15 protein-coding genes and 4 tRNA genes are annotated in these 18,354 nt (G+C 55.9%); 13 read left to right on the top strand and 6 right to left on the bottom strand.

The features are described 5' to 3' along the window. Nucleotides 1–36 precede the first annotated feature (36 nt). The 6 genes from HALTITAN_RS19885 to typA form a co-directional block, all read right to left on the bottom strand. Nucleotides 37–1,362, bottom strand: a complete 1,326-nt coding sequence (locus HALTITAN_RS19885) for a branched-chain amino acid ABC transporter permease (RefSeq protein WP_009288155.1) — start codon at nucleotides 1,360–1,362, stop codon at nucleotides 37–39. Beyond that, the gene (locus HALTITAN_RS19880; RefSeq protein WP_022520880.1) at nucleotides 1,362–2,366 is read right to left on the bottom strand and encodes a branched-chain amino acid ABC transporter permease; all 1,005 of its coding nucleotides are present in this window, start codon (nucleotides 2,364–2,366) and stop codon (nucleotides 1,362–1,364) included. Before HALTITAN_RS19880 ends, HALTITAN_RS19885 begins: the two co-directional genes overlap by 1 nt. Before the next feature lie 16 nt (nucleotides 2,367–2,382). Beyond that, nucleotides 2,383–3,102 (bottom strand): ABC transporter ATP-binding protein, encoded by a 720-nt coding sequence (locus HALTITAN_RS19875; RefSeq protein WP_022520879.1) that lies wholly within the window; start codon nucleotides 3,100–3,102, stop codon nucleotides 2,383–2,385. Between the two features lie 75 nt (nucleotides 3,103–3,177). Further along, nucleotides 3,178–3,948: an ABC transporter ATP-binding protein gene (locus tag HALTITAN_RS19870; protein WP_022520878.1), complete on the bottom strand. Its 771-nt coding sequence runs from the start codon at nucleotides 3,946–3,948 to the stop codon at nucleotides 3,178–3,180. A 50-nt stretch (nucleotides 3,949–3,998) separates the two neighbouring features. Next, nucleotides 3,999–5,444, bottom strand: a complete 1,446-nt coding sequence (locus HALTITAN_RS19865) for a sodium-dependent transporter (RefSeq protein WP_039860221.1) — start codon at nucleotides 5,442–5,444, stop codon at nucleotides 3,999–4,001. A gap of 260 nt (nucleotides 5,445–5,704) precedes the next feature. Further along, nucleotides 5,705–7,555 (bottom strand): translational GTPase TypA, encoded by a 1,851-nt coding sequence (gene typA / locus HALTITAN_RS19860; RefSeq protein WP_027958794.1) that lies wholly within the window; start codon nucleotides 7,553–7,555, stop codon nucleotides 5,705–5,707. Between the two features lie 230 nt (nucleotides 7,556–7,785). Between typA and HALTITAN_RS19855 the strand changes: the two genes are divergently transcribed. From HALTITAN_RS19855 to rpoB, 13 genes are all read left to right on the top strand, one after another. After that, on the top strand, nucleotides 7,786–8,781 hold the full coding sequence (locus HALTITAN_RS19855; RefSeq protein ID WP_009288153.1) for a biotin--[acetyl-CoA-carboxylase] ligase: 996 nt from the start codon (nucleotides 7,786–7,788) through the stop codon (nucleotides 8,779–8,781). Continuing rightward, nucleotides 8,778–9,617 (top strand): type III pantothenate kinase, encoded by an 840-nt coding sequence (locus HALTITAN_RS19850; RefSeq protein ID WP_009288152.1) that lies wholly within the window; start codon nucleotides 8,778–8,780, stop codon nucleotides 9,615–9,617. Before HALTITAN_RS19855 ends, HALTITAN_RS19850 begins: the two co-directional genes overlap by 4 nt. 119 nt (nucleotides 9,618–9,736) lie before the next feature. Beyond that, nucleotides 9,737–9,820, top strand: a tRNA-Tyr gene (locus HALTITAN_RS19845). Nucleotides 9,821–9,926: 106 nt separating this feature from the next. Next, nucleotides 9,927–10,000 (top strand) — tRNA-Gly (locus tag HALTITAN_RS19840). A gap of 13 nt (nucleotides 10,001–10,013) precedes the next feature. After that, nucleotides 10,014–10,088, top strand: a tRNA-Thr gene (locus HALTITAN_RS19835). Between the two features lie 232 nt (nucleotides 10,089–10,320). Next, nucleotides 10,321–10,396 (top strand) — tRNA-Trp (locus HALTITAN_RS19830). A 73-nt stretch (nucleotides 10,397–10,469) separates the two neighbouring features. Continuing rightward, a complete protein-coding gene (secE, locus tag HALTITAN_RS19825; RefSeq protein ID WP_008959179.1) occupies nucleotides 10,470–10,853 on the top strand; it encodes a preprotein translocase subunit SecE in 384 nt (127 codons plus the stop codon). Between the two features lie 8 nt (nucleotides 10,854–10,861). Beyond that, complete coding sequence (nusG, locus tag HALTITAN_RS19820; protein WP_008959178.1) at nucleotides 10,862–11,395, top strand: transcription termination/antitermination protein NusG; 534 nt, start codon at nucleotides 10,862–10,864, stop codon at nucleotides 11,393–11,395. A 119-nt stretch (nucleotides 11,396–11,514) separates the two neighbouring features. Further along, nucleotides 11,515–11,946, top strand: a complete 432-nt coding sequence (gene rplK, locus HALTITAN_RS19815; RefSeq protein WP_027958795.1) for a 50S ribosomal protein L11 — start codon at nucleotides 11,515–11,517, stop codon at nucleotides 11,944–11,946. Nucleotides 11,947–11,948: 2 nt separating this feature from the next. After that, the gene (gene rplA, locus HALTITAN_RS19810) at nucleotides 11,949–12,641 is read left to right on the top strand and encodes a 50S ribosomal protein L1 (RefSeq protein ID WP_027958796.1); all 693 of its coding nucleotides are present in this window, start codon (nucleotides 11,949–11,951) and stop codon (nucleotides 12,639–12,641) included. Between the two features lie 319 nt (nucleotides 12,642–12,960). Continuing rightward, on the top strand, nucleotides 12,961–13,461 hold the full coding sequence (gene rplJ, locus HALTITAN_RS19805) for a 50S ribosomal protein L10 (RefSeq protein WP_022520871.1): 501 nt from the start codon (nucleotides 12,961–12,963) through the stop codon (nucleotides 13,459–13,461). A gap of 112 nt (nucleotides 13,462–13,573) precedes the next feature. Beyond that, nucleotides 13,574–13,942, top strand: coding sequence for a 50S ribosomal protein L7/L12 (gene rplL, locus HALTITAN_RS19800; RefSeq protein WP_022520870.1), 369 nt, complete (start codon nucleotides 13,574–13,576; stop codon nucleotides 13,940–13,942). Nucleotides 13,943–14,274: 332 nt separating this feature from the next. Further along, a complete protein-coding gene (gene rpoB / locus HALTITAN_RS19795; protein ID WP_009288148.1) occupies nucleotides 14,275–18,351 on the top strand; it encodes a DNA-directed RNA polymerase subunit beta in 4,077 nt (1,358 codons plus the stop codon). Nucleotides 18,352–18,354 lie beyond the last annotated feature (3 nt).

Raw genomic sequence — 18,354 nt, 5'->3', positions numbered from 1 at the left:
CAGATCTGGCGCGCCGGGCTTAGCTCATAGGTCATATCAATTGTGACTTTTGATTTTCTCGGGTAGTAGCCCTTTGGGCGCGAAGCGCAGCACCATGGTGATCAATAAGCCAATCACCAGCACCCGTGCCTGCAGGGCGCGGCTATCCATATTGCCTGGTGCATCCCAGCCGAAAGCGCCTTCGCCAAAGGCCACCGCTAACTGCATTAAGAACAGCGCCAGGGGCTCGGACATAATCCAGATAATGTACACCGCCACGGCGCCAAAAATGGTGCCCAGGTTATTGCCCGGTCCGCCCAGGATCACCATCACCAACACCAGGAAGGTATGGTTGAGCGGCAGGTAGCCTTGAGGATCGAAGAGGCTGTTGAAGGTGCCCAGTATGCCGCCGCCCAAGCCCATCAGAATGCAGCCCAGCACGAAGATTTCCAGACGCCGTTTGTTGATATCCTTACCCATCGCCGCAGCGGAGACTTCATTGTCGCGAATCGCCCGGATCATACGGCCCCAAGGGGCGTTGTAGGCGCGATTGAGTAAAAAGAAGATTACCGCGATGATCACCGCCGTAAACGAAAGGTAGATCGCTCGTGAGAGCGTAAACCCCAGTTCGGCAGGCCCCGGTGTGGGCCAGGGAAGTGGGGAAACCGTAGCGGTGCCGCGGGTCAGCCAGTCGGAGTTCTTTAGAAACGCCTTGATGATCTCGGCAATGCCGAGGGTGGCTATCGCCAGATAGTCGCTGCGCAAGCCCAAACAGATATGGCCAATAAAGTAGCCGACGCCACCCGCCAGCGCGCCACCGACAATCCAGCCGATCCAGGGCGGTAAGCCCAGCCCACCGACGAAGCCTGCCTGGCTTTCAATCGCATCAGTGACTTCACGCAGCTGGCTAATCACCACGAGGTAAAGCACCACACCCAGCACCACCGCGATCAACGTACGCAGGGGCTTGGGTACGCCCAGTCGATCCAGCTTGCTGGCGCCAACAATCAATACAATAGCGGCTGCGCCATAAAGCAGCACGCGGCCAAATTCGCCGGGTAGCGCCGTGCCCCAGAAGGCATCGTTGACCGGTACACTGAAAAACATCGCACAGAAGCCACCCAGGGCGACAAAGCCCATTACCCCGGCGTTGAACTGACCGGCATAGCCCCACTGGATGGTTAATCCCAGCGCGAGGATGGCGTAGCAGGCAGCTTCTACCAGCATGCGCGTGCTGTAGGCGGCGCCCATGATGGCGTAGACCGCCAAAACCGCTACGAGCAGCACACCAAACAGAATCAGCTCGCGCAGCGGGAAGCGACGGGCAGACGTGGCGTCTTGGGGAGTGTAGGCAGGGTTGCGCGTTTTTTCTGAGTTGCTCATTAGATCACCTTGCCCTTAAAGAGTCCGGTGGGACGCCACACCAAAATGGCTACCAGAATGAAAAACGGCACCACAATTTTGTACTCGGTACCCACAAAGGCCAGATTCGACGGTAGCTCGAGCCAGGCGGGCAGGCTGTCGCGGAAGGGGCGTAGCAGCACATTCCAGTTAAACACCGCCAGGGTTTCGGCAAAGCCGACCACAAAGCCACCGGCAATGGCGCCGTAAGGGTGACCAACGCCCCCCACAATAGCGGCGGCGAAAATAGGCAGCAGCAGAAAGAAGCTCAAATCGGGTTTGAAGGTAACGTCTAAGGAGAGCAGCGTTCCAGCAATAGCCGCCAGCGCTCCGGCAATCATCCAGGTCACCGCCACGATGGTATTGGTATTAATACCCGATGCTTGGGCGAGTTCAGGGTTATCCGACATGGCGCGCATTGCCTTGCCTAACCGCGAACGGTTAAGGAAAAGGTGTAGTGCGACGACCGCAACGATAGTGATCACGAACAGATAAATCTGCGGTTCGGTAACCACAATCGGTGCACGGGCACCCTCGAAGGGCAGCGCAAGGCGGAAGATCTCTTTACGGTCGTCGACATATAAACTCTGCCCGCCGGTGCCGGAAAAGAGGCGGATCAAGCCCTGTAGAATCAACGTGACCCCCAGCGAGCCAATCACCAGCACAATCGGTTTGACCCCATGGGCACGTAGCGGTTTATAGAAGGTTTTATCGATCCCCACGGCCAAAGCGGCGGTGAGCAGCATCGCCAGAGGCAGCATTAGCACGGCGGTGGGTACACCTAGGCTGGCGCCCGCTGCTGGGAACAGCGTGGTAAGCAGAAGCACCATAAAGGCGCCGAAGGTCATCATGTCGGCGTGGGCGAAGTGGGCAAAGCGCATAATGCTGAAAATCAGCGTTACCCCAATGGCCCCAATGGCATAAATAGAGCCGCTGACGCTGCCCGAAATCACCACATTATTGATGAAAAAAACCAGTTCGTTCACGTCTATCTCCCTGGGGCTAGCCGCCCAAAAAGCTTTTGGCGACATCGGGGTCGGCGAGCAGTGCCGCCCCAGTGTCGGTAAAGCGGTTTTGGCCAGCAGCCAGCACAAAGCCCTTATCGGCTATCGCGAGTGCCTGTTTGGCGTTCTGTTCCACCATCAAAATACCCACGCCAGCGGCGTTGATCTGTTTGACGCGGTCGAAAATCTCATTCATATACAGCGGCGACAGCCCTGCGGTGGGTTCGTCCAGCAACAGTAGGCTCGGCTCGGCCATCAGAGCGCGGCCCATGGCGACCATTTGGCGCTGTCCACCGGAAAGCTCACCGGCAGGCTGGCGGCGCTTTTCGTACAGCGGTGGGAAAAACTCATAGATCTGAGCGAGCATGCGCTTGACGTTTTGCGGCTTTAAAAAGGCGCCCATCTCCAGGTTTTCCTGCACCGAAAGGCTGGGGAAAACGTTCTTCTCCTGGGGCACGAAGCCCATGCCGCGCTGCACCAGCTGGTTAGGCGGCAGGTTTTGGATGGGCTGGCCGTTAAGCAGTATCTCGCCCTGATTAACATGCAGCAGGCCAAAGACCGCTTTCAGCATGGTGGATTTACCCGCCCCGTTAGGGCCGACGATAACACCGACCTCATCGGCTTCCAGCGTCATGTTTACCCCGTTAAGGATATTCATGCCGCCATAGCCGCCGTGCACATCCCGTGCGTCGATTAATGGCCTGGTTGTTGATGACATAAGCAAAGTATTCCAGCAAGGTCGCTTGGCAGCGACATCATTATATTAATTGGCTAATGGGAGAAAACGTCACGTTTAAGCGGCATCTGTACCGAAGTAGGCCTCGATGACCTCAGGGTTATTCTGGATGTCGTTGATATGCCCCTCCACCATCACACTGCCCTGAGCCAGCACGATAACCGGGTCGCAAAGGCGGGCAATCATCTCCATGTCGTGCTCAATGACCAGAAAGGTGTAACCCATTTCGCGGTTGAGCCGCTCAATATTGCCGATCAAATCACCCAGCAGGGTGCGGTTTACCCCGGCGGCGATCTCATCAAGTAGCACTACCTTGGCGTTGGTCATCATGGTGCGGCCAAGCTCCAGCAGCTTCTTTTGCCCTCCGGACAAATTACCCGCCAGCTCGTTGCGCACATGGTGCAGGCCAACAAAGTCGATGACTTCCAGGGCGCGGCGGCGCACCTCCGCCTCTTCTCGCTGCACTTTGCCGGGCTTTAGCCAGGCACTGAAAAGGTCTTCACCGGCTTGCTTGGGCGGTACCATCATGAGGTTTTCCAGCGCGCTCATCTGGCTGAACTCGTGGGCGATCTGAAAGGTGCGCAATAAGCCGCGATGAAAGCGCTGGTCGGCGCTGAGCGAGGTAATGTCTTCTCCATCAAGCAGCACATGGCCGCTGTCAGGGGTCAGGGCGCCAGCAATGAGATTAAACAGGGTTGATTTACCTGCGCCGTTGGGGCCAATCATCCCGGTAATGGAGCCCTTCTCCACTTGAATGGAGCAGTCATTAATCACCTGTAGGCCGCCGAACGCTTTGTTGACTCGCTGTACTTCAATAAGAGGGGTCATGGTGTCTCCACGCGATACAGGCGGCTAATTAAGCCGCCTGCACACTGTTATTAAGTTATTTGTCGTGGTTTTTTCAGCCACCGCTGGCTGGCTGCAAAGGCACCAATAATGAGCAGTGCGCCGAGGGTGGGGATAAGATAGCCATCCACCTGAGGAATGGTGCGTAAAAACACAAAGGCTACGGCGGCGGGGGCCACAAAGCGCACCAGAAACCGCCAGAATTTAAACCAAGTGACGCTGCTGCCCAGTTCCTTCATCACTTCGCTCTGGGTTAGCGCCCAACCGGCGAATAGGGCTATCAGCAGGCCGCCCACCGGCATAAATATATTGGTGAGTAGCTCGATAAACTCAAACGCACTGCGCCCAAACAGGCTATGGAAAATCGTCCCCTCGGCCCACATATTGAAGCTAACCACCGTCAACAGACCCATTGCCCAGGCGGCAATCACCATAATGGTAACGGCTTGTGGGCGGGTCATGTCGAAACGCTCCACCAGGAACGCCGCGACGGGCTCGATCAACGAAATAGAGGAACTGATAGCTGCGCCGAGAACCAGAATAAAGAACACCCCGCCCACCAAAGCGCCAAACGGCATTTCGGCAAACGCCAGCGGAAGGGTAACAAACATCAGCCCAGGGCCTTGCCCGGTTTCCAGACCGGCGCCAAACACCAGAGCAAAAATGGCCAGGCCCGCCACCATCGCCACGGCGGTATCGACGATGGCAACAGCAAAGGCGGTGCGGGTTAGTGAGACCTCGCTGGGCATGTAGGCGCCGTAAGCCATAATTGCCCCCATCCCCAGGCTAAGGGTGAAGAATGATTGGCCCATGGCCTGCAGCCAGCCTTCAAGGCTGAGGTCGGCGATATTAAAGGTAAACAGGAAGCTGGCAGCGGCACCTATATCGCCATTCACTACGCCGTAGGCCAGCACTACCAACAGAATTACAAACAGCGCGGGCATCATAATGCGCAGGCCTGATTCGATGCCTTTATGAATCCCCATGCCGACAATCAGCGCGGACGCGGCAATGAAAAGGGTGTGATAGAGCGTCATTAGGCCAGGGGCGGCCAGTAGTGCGTCAAAGCCAGTGCTAATGGTCTGAGCGTCGGCACCGACCAGTGAGCCGGTCAGCATCAGCCAAGTGTAGTGAATCGCCCAGCCGGCAATCACCGAATAGAAGCTTAAAATCAAAAACGCCGAGGCAGCGCCCAGCCAGCCGATCGTTTCCCAGGCCCGAGAGGTGCCATGGGTTTTGGTCAGGTGCCGCATACCCATAATCGGGCTCTGGCGGCTGGTGCGACCCAGCATGATCTCGGCAATCAGAATCGGTATGCCAACGGCGAAGATCGTCAGTGCGTAAACCAATATAAAGGCACCGCCACCGTTTTCACCGGTTAGGTAGGGGAAGCGCCATAGATTGCCCAAACCGACGGCGGAACCAACGGCGGCGAGAAGAAAAGTGCCTTTATGCGTCCAGACGTTATGACCGCTCATGGGTAAGAGTGTCCGTGTTTGGGCGTCAGGATGGGGGTAAGTATCCAAACACCTGTATGAATGTAGCGATGTCAGCGTGCCTTGGACGCGCTGAATTTAGCGTCACTGTGCGATAGAACGCGGCACCTTTCCAGCGTATTAGCGTTTAGGCTGCGTTTAGGGAAGTATCTTGGCAGCTATTGAGCGGTCATGAAGTGTGGCAACGAGGCATAAAAAAACCCGCTTTCGCGGGTTTTTGGGTACTGACTGCTTGGAACGGATTACTTCTTGCTGTAACGCTTACGCTCGGTTTCTTTCAGCAGCTTTTTGCGCAGGCGGATGTGCGCCGGCGTGACTTCGACGAGCTCGTCAGAGTCGAGGAACTCGATGGCCTGCTCCAGGGAGAACTTAACCGGCGGGGTTAAGACGATGTTTTCATCGTTACCGGTGGAGCGCATGTTGTCGAGCTTCTTGCCTTTGGTGGGGTTAACCACCATGTCGTTAGCGCGGTTGTTGATACCGATCAGCATGCCTTCGTAAACTTCCGTGGCGTGATCGATAATCAGCTTGCCGCGCTCTTGCAGCGCATACAGCGCATAGGCAAGGGCTTTACCGTCGACCATCGAAACCAACACGCCGTTGCGACGCTCGATAGAGGCTTCAGGCTTCAGCGGGCCGTAGTGATCAAAGCGGCTGGTCAGGATGCCGGTGCCCGAAGTCAGGGTCAGAAACTGGCCACGGAAACCGATCAAGCCGCGGGCAGGAATGATGAAGTCCAGGCGAACCCGTCCTTTACCGTCCGGCAGCATGTTGGTCATCTCACCTTTACGGTAGCCCAGCTCTTCCATGATCGAGCCTTGGTGCTGCTCTTCACAGTCGATGATGACCTCTTCGTAGGGCTCCTGCTTCTCACCGTCGATCTCTTTGATGATGACTTCAGGGCGGCCTACGGCCAGCTCAAAGCCTTCACGGCGCATGGTTTCGATCAGCACCGAGAGGTGCAGCTCGCCACGGCCAGAAACCTTGAACTTCTCAGGGGTTTCGCCCTGCTCAACGCGCAGGGCCACGTTGTGAATCAGCTCTTGATCAAGGCGATCCTTGATGTTGCGGCTGGTCACAAACTTACCGTCTTTACCGGCGAACGGTGAATCGTTGACCTGGAAGGTCATTGAAACGGTCGGTTCGTCGACGGACAGTGGCGGCAGCGCTTCGACCTTGGCCGGATCGCATAGCGTATCCGAAATCGACAGATCGTCGATGCCGGTAACACAGACGATGTCGCCCGCGGTGGCTTCGTTGGTCTGCACGCGCTCAAGGCCCATATGGGTCATGACCTGACCGATTTTGCCCTTACGCACATTGCCGTCAACGCCGATGATCGACACCTGCTGGTTCGGTTTCACCGCGCCACGCTTGATGCGACCCAGGCCGATAACGCCTACATAGCTGTTGTAATCCAGCGCAGAGATCTGCATCTGGAAGGGGCCGTCAAGCTCAACCTTCGGCGGCTCGACGATATCGACGATGGCCTGGAACATGGGATCCATGTTGTCCGCCAGCTCTTCAGGATCCATACCGGCAATGCCGTTTAGGGCAGAGCAGTAGATGATTGGGAAATCGAGCTGTTCGTCAGACGCACCGAGGTTGTCGAACAGGTCAAAAATCTGGTCGATAACCCAGTCAGGGCGTGCGCCGGGACGGTCAATTTTGTTGACCACCACGATCGGCTTCAGGCCTTGGGCAAAGGCTTTCTGGGTCACAAAGCGGGTTTGCGGCATCGGGCCATCAACGGCGTCTACTAGCAGTAGCACCGAATCGACCATTGACATGACGCGCTCAACCTCGCCGCCGAAATCGGCGTGCCCAGGCGTATCCACGATGTTGATGTGGTAGTCGTTACCTTGGCTGTCTTGCCATTGAATGGCCGTATTCTTGGCCAAAATGGTAATGCCACGCTCTTTTTCCTGATCGTTTGAGTCCATGATGCGCTCTTGACCTTCTGCTTTACGGTCAAGGGTGCCGGACTGGCTCAGGAGCTTGTCGACCAGTGTGGTTTTACCATGGTCAACGTGGGCTATGATCGCGACGTTGCGCAGGTTATTAACCGCGCTGGAGTTTTGCTGGTTTTGCATGCTGAGAGAGAACTCTTGTGAACACCCGTTCGTCCACGGGTCGGAAAATGCGGGTCGCAAGGGCTGGCAATTTGCCGACCATCTTGGCTCAGGGCTTGCGTCCAATAGCCATTCTACCATGTCGAAGGCTTCGCTGATATTACTGCCTCTCATATCAACCTTGGTCTAGGAATGTTTTCGCCATGAACCTCCATCCGCTAGACTAGCGCTTTTCCCACTGGGGCAGGAGCATGACCATCGGCAACCTGATGCGTTTGTTAAGCGATGGCGAGGTTCACTCTGGCGAGCAGCTGGGTGAAGCGCTGGGTATTTCTCGTGCGGCGGTGTGGAAACAGTTAAAAAAACTGGAAGCACTAGGGGTGGAGGTAGTGGCGGTGAAAGGCCGTGGCTACCAGCTCTCGCAGCGCCTGGAGCCCTTGGAGGGCGCCAAAATCGTGGAGCGGCTGCCCGCACAGGCGCGCCACCACCTTGCGCGCCTGTTTGTTGAGGACCAGTTACCCTCCAGCAATGAGTATCTGCGCCAACGCTTTGAGCAGGGCGCTGGGCATGGCGAAGTGTGCCTGGTTGAGCTGCAAACGGCGGGACGTGGGCGCCGTGGTCGTGTCTGGTCGACGCCCTGGGGTCAGAGCTTAATGCTATCGCTGGGCTGGCGCTTTGAGTCGGGTATTGCGGTGCTGGAGGGCTTGAGCTTGGCGGTAGGCGTTGTCGTTGCCCAAGTGCTTGAGCAGCATGGTGTGGCGCCGAAGCTTAAGTGGCCTAACGATATCCTGCTCTCCGAGCAGGGTGATGGCCCAGGCGACGAGTTAGGCAAGCTGGCCGGTATTCTTATCGAAGTGACCGGGGATGCCGCAGGCCCCTGCGAAGTCGTCATTGGTATGGGCATGAATCTTTGGCTGCCCGCTGCCCAGCGGGCAGCGATCGACCAACCTGTTGCGGCGCTTTTCGAGCGACTGCCGGATATCTCGCGTAATCAGTTGGCCTCAGACGTAGTGTCGGGCCTGCTGGCGATGCTGGCTAACTTTGAACAACATGGCTTTGCCGCCTGGCGGGATGCGTGGAATCAGCGTCACGCCTATGCGGGGCTGCCGATTAGAGTGATTCAAGGACAGCAGACCAGCGATGCGATCGCCGGAGAAGTGGATGAGAGTGGTAACCTCTGGGTTGCCGAAAATGGTCACTCGCGACGCCTAGCCGGCGGTGAGATCAGCGTGCGCAGGCGTTTATGATTCTGGATCTGGATATCGGCAACACGCTGTCTAAATGGCGGCTCAAGGATGCCGAGAGTAGCGAGATACGTTCCCGCGGGGCTGTGTGGACCCGGGAGGAGTGGCGCCCAGGGGCTGATATTCCCGACCTGGACGTGGTCGAGGCGGTGCGTATATCAAGCGTTGCCAGGGCAGCCGTGCTGGAAGAGACGGTCGCCTTGTTGCGCCGCCGGGTGCGTCATGTGCACGTGGCGCACTCAACCCATGAGGCACTAGGCGTGGTTAATGGCTACGAAGAGCCGGGGCGTTTAGGCGTCGATCGTTGGATGGGGGCGCTGGCGGGCTATCAGCTAGCAGGCGGTTGCTGTGCGGTGGATTGTGGCAGCGCGATTACTATCGACTTTGTGCTGCCAGGCGGCCAGCACCTGGGCGGCTTTATTATCCCCGGTCTTCGCCTGATGAAAGAGAGCCTGAAGCTTGGTACTCGCAATGTGGCCATCGACCCTGAAAGTGAGGCCGATGAGTTGCTGGAGCCAGGACGACGCACCGTTGATGCGGTTAATCACGGTATTTATATGGCTGCCGTCAGTGCCATTAACCGCATTTATAGCGAAGTGTGCGATCAAGAGGGTGTGGCGCTGCCAATGCTGTTGACGGGGGGCGATGCGCGCGTTGTCTCACGGGGAGTGCAGGTGCCTCATGCGGTGTGGCCGGATATGGTTTATGGCGGCTTAGAGGCGTGCTTTCCGATGACTTTCGCCGAGCGTGCGGGCAAAATGTCGGGTGCGCCGCGGGTGCCTGAGCCGGTAGCGCTAGAAAAGATTCGCGCGGCACTTGCATTCTCCATGCTGCTTTGACAGAATGCAGCGCGTTCCAAGGCAGGCAGAAGATGCGCTGGCATCGCAAGCTACGATAAATTAAGTAAATATCTAGCTTGACACTGTTTTGGAGGCTGGCATAATGTGCCGCCACAGTTGGAGAGGTTCCCGAGTGGCCAAAGGGAGCAGACTGTAAATCTGCCGCGAAAGCTTCGAAGGTTCGAATCCTTCCCTCTCCACCAAGTTTATCAGGCGCTGAACTGTTCAGTGTTTGGGAATGAAAAGCCGGTAAGCGGGCGTTAGCTACTGTTTCTCGTGCAGCGGATTGTCATTCTATAGGCAAGTTCGGCGGGCGTAGTTCAATGGTAGAACCTCAGCCTTCCAAGCTGATGGTGCGGGTTCGATTCCCGCCGCCCGCTCCAGTTGATGTGTTTGGCTCATGTAGCTCAGGGGTAGAGCACACCCTTGGTAAGGGTGAGGTCGACGGTTCAATTCCGTCCATGAGCTCCATATTGCAGATCAAGCGAGCGAAGCTCGCTTTTTTTGTCTCTGCGTTTGGGTGGGTTTTTGTGACGCTTGAGCGTAAAGAAGGGGTTGTCAGGTGTGGGATTCTCCGCTACCATGGCGCCCGCTGTTGTATAGGCGGTCGAAAAGACGCTTATTAACAGAAGTAAGAAGCAAAAAGTAGATAGACGTTAGAACGTCTAGAAAGTACGAAGATAGAAAGTCAGTACGACGATACAGGCCAGTAGCTCAATTGGCAGAGCAGCGGTCTCCAAAACCGCAGGTTGGGGGTTCGATTCCCTCCTGGCCTGCCAACCTTCCCCAGGTTGGTATGTCTTTTTCCAAAATTCTTTTATCGTTCGCCGCACCCTGAGGAGTCTCGTTTTTATGAAGCCTGGTTCTGTAAAACATGGCGCCGAGGTGCAACAGACGCGCCATGACGGGCTCAAGTGGGCGGCGGTCGTAGCGCTGCTTGTCGTTGCTGTTGTTGGTAATACCTATTTCGCCGATATTGGCCTGCTCTACCGCGTGCTTGGTGTGGTGGTGTTGTGTGTGATTGCGGGTTTGATCGCGCTAACCACTACCAAGGGTCGTGATTTAGTAGAGCTTGCCAGAAGCGCCAAGAAAGAGATTCAGCGCGTTGTATGGCCGACCCGAGCCGAAACCATTCAAACCACGGCCATTGTGCTAGTGGCCGTTTTGGTGGTGGGGCTAATGCTGTGGTTGATCGACACTCTTCTTGGCTGGGCGATGTCCGGCGTCATTGGTTAGGAGTATTCATGTCCAAACGTTGGTACGTCGTTCACGCTTATTCTGGCTTTGAAAAGCATGTCATGCGCTCATTGATTGAGCGTGTGAAGATGTATGGTATGGAAGATCGCTTTGGCGAAATTCTGGTGCCGACCGAAGAAGTTGTCGAAATGCGTGACGGCAAGCGGCGCAAGAGCGAGCGCAAATTTTATCCCGGCTACGTGCTAGTCGAGATGGAAATGGCCGACGAAACATGGCACCTCGTCAATGAGACGCCGCGTGTTATGGGCTTTATTGGCGGAACAAAAGAGAAGCCAGCGCCAATCACTTCTCGCGAAGCAGATGCCATTTTGCTGCGCGTTAAAGACGGTACTGATAAGCCGCGGCCTAAGACGATGTTTGAGCCGGGCCAATCAGTGCGTGTTGTCGACGGGCCGTTTGCCGATTTCAACGGTGTTGTCGAAGAAGTTAATTATGAAAAGAGTCGTCTGCATGTCAGCGTGCTGATCTTCGGGCGCTCTACACCTGTTGAGTTAGAGTTCTCTCAAGTTGAGAAAGAGTAACGGGTGAGTAGTAAATAGTAAGTAAGCGGTAAGTTTTAATTCGTGTGAAATGGCTGGTTCAGCTGTTTCACTGGTACCGGGGAGCCTTCGGGCGCTATTACCCAACTGGAGTGTTAAAGATGGCCAAGAAAGTACAGGCTTATATCAAACTGCAGGTTGCTGCAGGTAAAGCCAATCCAAGTCCGCCGGTAGGCCCTGCGCTGGGTCAGCACGGCGTGAACATCATGGAATTCTGTAAGGCGTTCAACGCTGCGACTCAAGAAATTGAGCCGGGCCTGCCGACGCCAGTCGTGATCACCGTCTACTCTGACCGTAGCTTCACGTTCGTCACCAAGACGCCGCCTGCTGCCGTGCTGCTGAAAAAAGCCGCTGGCATCAAGTCTGGTTCTGGTGAGCCGAACAAGAAGAAGGTCGGCACCGTAACGCGTGAACAGCTTGAAGAGATCGCCAAGGCTAAAGAGCCTGATTTGACGGCTGCGAATCTCGATGCCGCTGTACGCACCATTGCTGGCAGCGCTCGCAGCATGGGCCTAAACGTGGAGGGTCTCTGATCATGGCTAAACTGTCTAAGCGTGCGAAAATCATTCGCGAAAAAGTAGACACTACTAAAGCCTACTCTATTGAAGAAGCGGTAGCGCTGCTCTCTGAGCTGTCTACAGTTAAATTCAAAGAGTCTGTTGATGTTGCCATCAACCTGGGCGTTGATCCACGCAAATCCGACCAGGTTGTACGTGGCGCTACCGTCATGCCTAACGGTACCGGTAAAGACGTACGCGTTGCAGTCTTCACCCAGGGTGCCAATGCCGATGCCGCTAAAGAAGCCGGCGCCGACATCGTGGGTATGGACGACTTGGCTGAGCAAGTGAAAAAAGGCGTGATGGATTTTGACGTCGTTATCGCTTCGCCAGACGCCATGCGCGTTGTGGGTCAGTTGGGTCAGATTCTAGGTCCGCGTGGCCTGATGCCTAACCCGAAAGTTGGCACCGTAACGCCCGATGTGGCGACAGCGGTCAAGAATGCCAAAGCGGGTCAGGTGCGTTTCCGTACCGACAAAAACGGCATCATCCACACTACCCTGGGTAAAGTGGATTTTGACGCCGCAGCAATTAACGGCAACCTGGAAGCACTGGTTGCTGACCTGAAGCGCCTCAAGCCGAGCGCCTCTAAAGGTATTTACTTCAAAAAAATGACCCTGTCTACTACTATGGGCCCGGGTTTAACAATCGATCACTCTGCTTTCGCGTAAGCGAGTAATCGTTGGTTTTTTTGTAAGAACCGAGCAAGAACTTTGCGGTCCCCCGTTTGGTGGCTATCACTGGCCGGGGCATCGTCAAAGACCGCAGGTGCCGCGCTTGATAAGTACGCAAGTACTTACAAGGGCGGCTTAATTGCCCTATAAGCGCCTGCGCAGATGGTGTGGCCGCCAGTTGGTTAAGCTTAAGACGGCTTTCTGGTGAGCACCATCCCCAAGGCTTCCCGCTTTGCAGCGCTTTTAGCACAGCAGAGTGGGGAGAGATGGTAACCACCGGAACCTTCCTGGGTTCCGGCACGAAGGAGTGATCACTGTGCCACTAGCACTTGAAGGCAAGAAAGCGATTGTTGCCGAGGTCAGTGAAGCGGCCAAGGGCGCACTCTCCGTCGTAGTTGCTGATTCTCGCGGCGTTACGGTTGGTAAAATGACCGATCTGCGCAAGCAGGCGCGTGAGAATGGTGTAGAGCTGCGTGTTGTACGTAATACGCTGGCTCGCCGCGCTCTCGAGGGCACTCAGTGGGAGTGCTTGAACGATAGCTTCGTTGGTCCTACGTTGTTGGCCTTCTCTACTGATCATCCGGGCGCTGCCGCTCGTCTGTTCAAAGAGTTTGCTAAAGCGGACAAGAACTTCGAAGTAAAAGCGTTGGCCTACGAAGGTGAGCTGATTCCGGCTGCTGACATCGACCGTCTGGCAACCCTACCGACTCACGACGAAGCAATTGCCAAGTTGATGTCGGTAATGAAAGAAGCCTCCGCTGGCAAGCTGGTTCGTACTCTGGCCGCTCTGCGCGACCAGAAGCAAGAAGCTGCATAAGCAGTTCTTCTTGCAGGTGGCGTAAACGGTTTAACCAGGGCGCTGCCTGAACCGAGCAATGAATCCTGAGTCCTCGGCTGACCGAGACTCCCGCAAAGTTAGGAATGAAACAATGGCACTGTCTAAAGACGATATCATCAATGCTGTAGCCGACATGACCGTAATGGAAGTTGTCGAGCTGATCGAAGCAATGGAAGAGAAATTCGGCGTTTCTGCTGCCGCTGCCGTAATGGCTGGTCCGGCTGCTGGCGGCGAAGTAGCTGAAGAACAGACTGAGTTTGACGTAGTTCTGACCGCTGCTGGCGACAAGAAAGTTAACGTGATCAAAGCAGTACGTGAGATCACTGGCCTTGGCTTGAAAGAAGCTAAAGGTGCTGTTGACGGCGCTCCGGCGACCATCAAAGAAGGTCTGTCTAAAGACGACGCTGAAGCAGCTAAAGCCAAGCTGGAAGAAGCGGGCGCAACCGTCGAGCTCAAGTAAGCCTTGTGCGGACGGCTTTACGCGCTGCGTGAGCTTCCACGGCTGGCGGCGGGATTTCCCGCTGCCGGCCTTTTTCTGTTGTAGCTGATGTTGGACAGTCGATGATATTGAACAACAGCAGTGCTGCTCATTGAGAGCAGCCACGACAGAAACGTAACAGCGTTATTGAAGATGGCGTTATTGAAGATAGTGTTATCGACGACTGAGTTATCGAACTAGATTTTCGACGGCGAGCTACCGATTTAGGAGCTTGCTGTCTGCGTCTGACGAAGCCCGCCGGGCAGCGATGACCACGCATCGGTCACCCATGGTGAACAAGCTGGGGAATACAGATGGCTTACTCATATACTGAGAAAAAACGCATCCGCAAGGATTTCGGCAAACTGCCCCAAGTGATGGATGTGCCTTACTTGCTGGCGATCCAGCTTGATTCCTATTACGACTTCCTCCAGCAAGATCGTTCGCCCGACGAGCGTCACGAGGTCGGTCTGCACGCGGCATTCAAGTCCGTGTTTCCGATTGAGAGCTTCTCCGGCAATGCAGCGCTTGAGTATGTCAGCTACCGCTTCGGTACGCCGGCGTTCGATGTTAAGGAGTGCCAGCTGCGCGGCGTGACTTACTCCGCCCCGCTGCGCGTCAAGGTTCGCTTGATCATCTATGATCGCGACTCCTCGAACAAAGCAATTAAAGATATTAAAGAGCAAGAAGTCTACATGGGGGAAATCCCCCTGATGACTGAGAACGGTACCTTTGTTATCAACGGTACTGAGCGGGTTATCGTCTCCCAGCTCCACCGCTCGCCCGGTGTGTTCTTCGATCACGACAAAGGTAAGAGCCACTCTTCCGGCAAGCTGCTCTATTCAGCTCGCGTGATTCCTTATCGTGGCTCCTGGTTAGACTTCGAGTTTGACCCCAAGGATAACGTTTTCGTACGTATTGACCGTCGCCGCAAGCTGCCGGCCTCGGTACTGATGCGTGCGCTGGGGATGAACACCGAAGAGATCCTGGCCGAGTTCTTTGAAACCAGCGTCTTCCACATTGAGAAATCCGGTTTCTATGTTGAGTTGGTTCCGTCGCGCCTGCGCGGCGAGACAGCTACTTTCGACATCAAGGATGGCGAAGGCAATGTGATCGTTGAAGAGGGGCGTCGGATTACCCAGAAGCACATTCGTCAGCTTGAAAAAGCCGGCCTTGAGCGTCTGGACGTGCCGATGGAGTACCTGTTCGGCAAAACGCTGGCTAAAGATCAAATCGACTCCAAAACAGGCGAGCTGATCTGCCCGTGTAATACCGAGATCACTCCCGAGGTGCTTGAGCGCATGGCCCAGGGTGGCATTACCTTGGTGAAAACGCTCTACACCAATGATCTCGACTGCGGTTCATTCATTTCCGACACCTTGAAGCTGGATGCTACTAATTCCGCGCTTGAAGCGTTAGTCGAAATTTACCGCATGATGCGTCCCGGCGAACCGCCCACCAAAGAGTCTGCCGAGACGCTGTTTAACAACCTGTTCTTCTCTGAGGACCGCTACGACCTGTCTGGCGTTGGCCGCATGAAGTTCAACCGTCGCCTGCGTCGTGATACTGATACGGGCTCCGGCGTACTGGATCGCAAAGACATTCTTGATGTGCTGCGCGAGCTGATCAGTATCCGTAACGGCTTCGGTGACGTTGACGATATCGATCACCTGGGTAACCGCCGTATTCGCTGTGTGGGCGAGATGGCAGAGAACCAGTTCCGCGTAGGCCTGGTGCGTGTAGAGCGCGCCGTGAAAGAGCGTCTTTCCATGGCGGAAAGCGAAGGCCTGATGCCCCAAGACTTGATCAACGCCAAGCCGGTCGCGGCGGCGGTGAAGGAGTTCTTCGGTTCCAGCCAGCTTTCGCAGTTTATGGATCAGAACAACCCGCTTTCTGAGGTTACCCACAAGCGTCGTGTGTCGGCACTCGGCCCCGGTGGTTTGACCCGTGAGCGTGCTGGCTTCGAAGTACGTGACGTTCACGCCACGCACTACGGGCGTCTATGCCCGATCGAAACGCCAGAAGGCCCGAACATCGGTCTGATTAACTCGCTGGCCACTTACAGCCACACTAACAGCTACGGTTTCCTCGAAACGCCGTACCGTAAAGTGGTTGATCGTCAGTTGACCGACGACATCGTTCACCTCTCGGCGATCGAAGAGGGCGATTTCGTTATCGCCCAGGCATCAGCAGCGGTAGATGAGTCCAACAAGTTAAGTGATGACCTGGTTCAGGTTCGTCACCGCGGTGAAACGACCTTTATGCGTCCTGAGCAAGTGACGCTAATGGACGTGTCGCCACGTCAGGTTGTATCAGTCGCAGCGGCATTGATTCCGTTCCTGGAGCACGATGACGCCAACCGCGCCTTGATGGGTTCTAACATGCAGCGTCAGGCGGTACCGACCCTGCGTGCCGATAAGCCGCTGGTAGGTACGGGCATGGAGCGCTTTGTTGCCCGTGACTCCGGCGTCTGTGCGGTGGCCAATCGCGGCGGCGTGATTGATTCCGTCGATGCGCGTCGTGTGGTGGTACGGGTTAATGAAGATGAAATCATCGGCGGTGAAGCCGGCGTTGATATCTACAACCTGACCAAGTACACCCGCTCGAACCAGAACACCTGTATGAACCAGCGCCCCATCGTGCGGCCTGGCGACAGCGTGGCACGTGGCGATATTCTCGCTGACGGCCCGTCGGTGGATATGGGCGACCTGGCGCTGGGCCAGAACATGCGCATCGCGTTTATGCCCTGGAACGGTTACAACTTCGAGGACTCCATCCTGCTTTCCGAGCGGGTCGTTCAAGAAGACCGTTTCACCACGATCCACATTCAGGAACTGACCTGTGTGTCCCGCGACACCAAGTTGGGCTCGGAAGAAATTACCTCCGATATCCCTAACGTGGGCGAGTCTGCGCTCTCCAAGCTGGATGAAGCGGGCGTTGTCTACATCGGTGCCGAAGTCGGCCCGGGCGATATTCTGGTCGGTAAAGTAACGCCGAAGGGTGAAACCCAGCTGACGCCTGAAGAGAAGCTGCTACGTGCCATCTTCGGCGAGAAAGCGTCTGACGTTAAAGACACTTCCCTGCGTGCCCCGACAGGCATGAAAGGTACGGTCATCGACGTTCAGGTGTTTACTCGTGACGGCGTTGAGAAAGATTCACGCGCCCTGTCGATCGAGCGCACTCAGCTTGACGAAGTTCGTAAGGATCTCCAAGAGACTTACCGTATCGCCGAAGACGCCACTTTTGAGCGTCTAAAGCGTACCCTTGACGGTCAGGCTGTTAACGGCGGCCCGAACCTCAAGAAAGGTGACGTGCTCGACGAGGCATACCTGGATGAATTGCCGCGTCAGCAGTGGTTCAAACTGCGCATGCAGGATGAGTCCTACAACGAGCTGCTGGCACAGGCCGACGAACAGCTGGAAACCCGTCGTAAAGAGATGGACGAGCGCTTTGAAGATAAGAAGCGCAAGCTGACCCAGGGCGACGATCTCGCACCGGGCGTGCTAAAAATCGTCAAAGTCTATATGGCTGTTAAGCGTCGCATCCAGCCGGGTGACAAGATGGCCGGTCGTCACGGTAACAAAGGTGTTATCTCGGCGATTATGCCCATCGAAGACATGCCGTTTGATGAAAAGGGCGAGCCGGTCGACGTGGTGCTGAACCCGCTGGGCGTACCGTCGCGTATGAACGTCGGTCAGATTTTGGAAACCCACCTGGGTATGGCGGCACGTGGCTTGGGCGTCAAGATCGAAGCCATGCTGCGCGACGCACGTGGACAGCAAGTGGCCGAGATCCGTGATTTCCTGGGGCAGATCTACAATACGCAAGGTACGCGCGTTGAAGATCTCGACTCCCTGACGGATGACGAGATCATCGCCCTGGCGAAGAACCTCAAAGGTGGTGTGCCTATGGCCACGCCGGTGTTTGACGGTGCTAAAGAGCACGAAATCAAGCACCTGCTGAAGCTGGCGGACATCCCCGAGTCGGGTCAGATGGCCCTGTTCGATGGCCGTACCGGTGATGCTTTTGACCGTCCGGTCACCGTTGGCTACATGTACATGCTGAAGCTTAACCACTTGGTAGACGACAAGATGCATGCGCGTTCTACTGGTTCTTACTCGCTGGTTACCCAGCAGCCCTTGGGTGGTAAGGCGCAATTCGGTGGTCAGCGCTTCGGTGAGATGGAAGTGTGGGCGCTGGAAGCTTACGGCGCTGCATACACGCTACAAGAGATGCTCACCGTCAAGTCGGACGACGTCGAAGGCCGCACCAAGATGTACAAAAACATCGTGGATGGCGACCACACCATGCAGGCAGGCATGCCGGAATCCTTCAACGTACTCGTGAAGGAAATCCGCTCGCTGGGCATCGATATCGAGTTAGAGAGCTAGGAG

It is taken from the genome of Vreelandella titanicae BH1 (assembly GCF_000336575.1).
GTDB lineage: Bacteria > Pseudomonadota > Gammaproteobacteria > Pseudomonadales > Halomonadaceae > Vreelandella > Vreelandella titanicae.
The sequence above is the reverse complement of the archived record's forward strand: the minus strand, read 5'-3'. Positions and strand labels throughout refer to the sequence as shown.

What these genes read in the sequence shown, in the direction of transcription:
- HALTITAN_RS19885 (WP_009288155.1), bottom strand. Translation starts at nt 1,362, where the DNA reads ATGAGCAACTCAGAAAAAACGCGCAACCCTGCCTACACTCCCCAAGAC.
- HALTITAN_RS19875 (WP_022520879.1), bottom strand. Translation starts at nt 3,102, where the DNA reads ATGTCATCAACAACCAGGCCATTAATCGACGCACGGGATGTGCACGGC.
- HALTITAN_RS19870 (WP_022520878.1), bottom strand. Translation starts at nt 3,948, where the DNA reads ATGACCCCTCTTATTGAAGTACAGCGAGTCAACAAAGCGTTCGGCGGC.
- HALTITAN_RS19865 (WP_039860221.1), bottom strand. Translation starts at nt 5,444, where the DNA reads ATGAGCGGTCATAACGTCTGGACGCATAAAGGCACTTTTCTTCTCGCC.
- typA (WP_027958794.1), bottom strand. Translation starts at nt 7,555, where the DNA reads ATGCAAAACCAGCAAAACTCCAGCGCGGTTAATAACCTGCGCAACGTC.
- HALTITAN_RS19855 (WP_009288153.1), top strand. Translation starts at nt 7,786, where the DNA reads ATGACCATCGGCAACCTGATGCGTTTGTTAAGCGATGGCGAGGTTCAC.
- HALTITAN_RS19850 (WP_009288152.1), top strand. Translation starts at nt 8,778, where the DNA reads ATGATTCTGGATCTGGATATCGGCAACACGCTGTCTAAATGGCGGCTC.
- secE (WP_008959179.1), top strand. Translation starts at nt 10,470, where the DNA reads ATGAAGCCTGGTTCTGTAAAACATGGCGCCGAGGTGCAACAGACGCGC.
- nusG (WP_008959178.1), top strand. Translation starts at nt 10,862, where the DNA reads ATGTCCAAACGTTGGTACGTCGTTCACGCTTATTCTGGCTTTGAAAAG.
- rplK (WP_027958795.1), top strand. Translation starts at nt 11,515, where the DNA reads ATGGCCAAGAAAGTACAGGCTTATATCAAACTGCAGGTTGCTGCAGGT.
- rplA (WP_027958796.1), top strand. Translation starts at nt 11,949, where the DNA reads ATGGCTAAACTGTCTAAGCGTGCGAAAATCATTCGCGAAAAAGTAGAC.
- rplL (WP_022520870.1), top strand. Translation starts at nt 13,574, where the DNA reads ATGGCACTGTCTAAAGACGATATCATCAATGCTGTAGCCGACATGACC.
- rpoB (WP_009288148.1), top strand. Translation starts at nt 14,275, where the DNA reads ATGGCTTACTCATATACTGAGAAAAAACGCATCCGCAAGGATTTCGGC.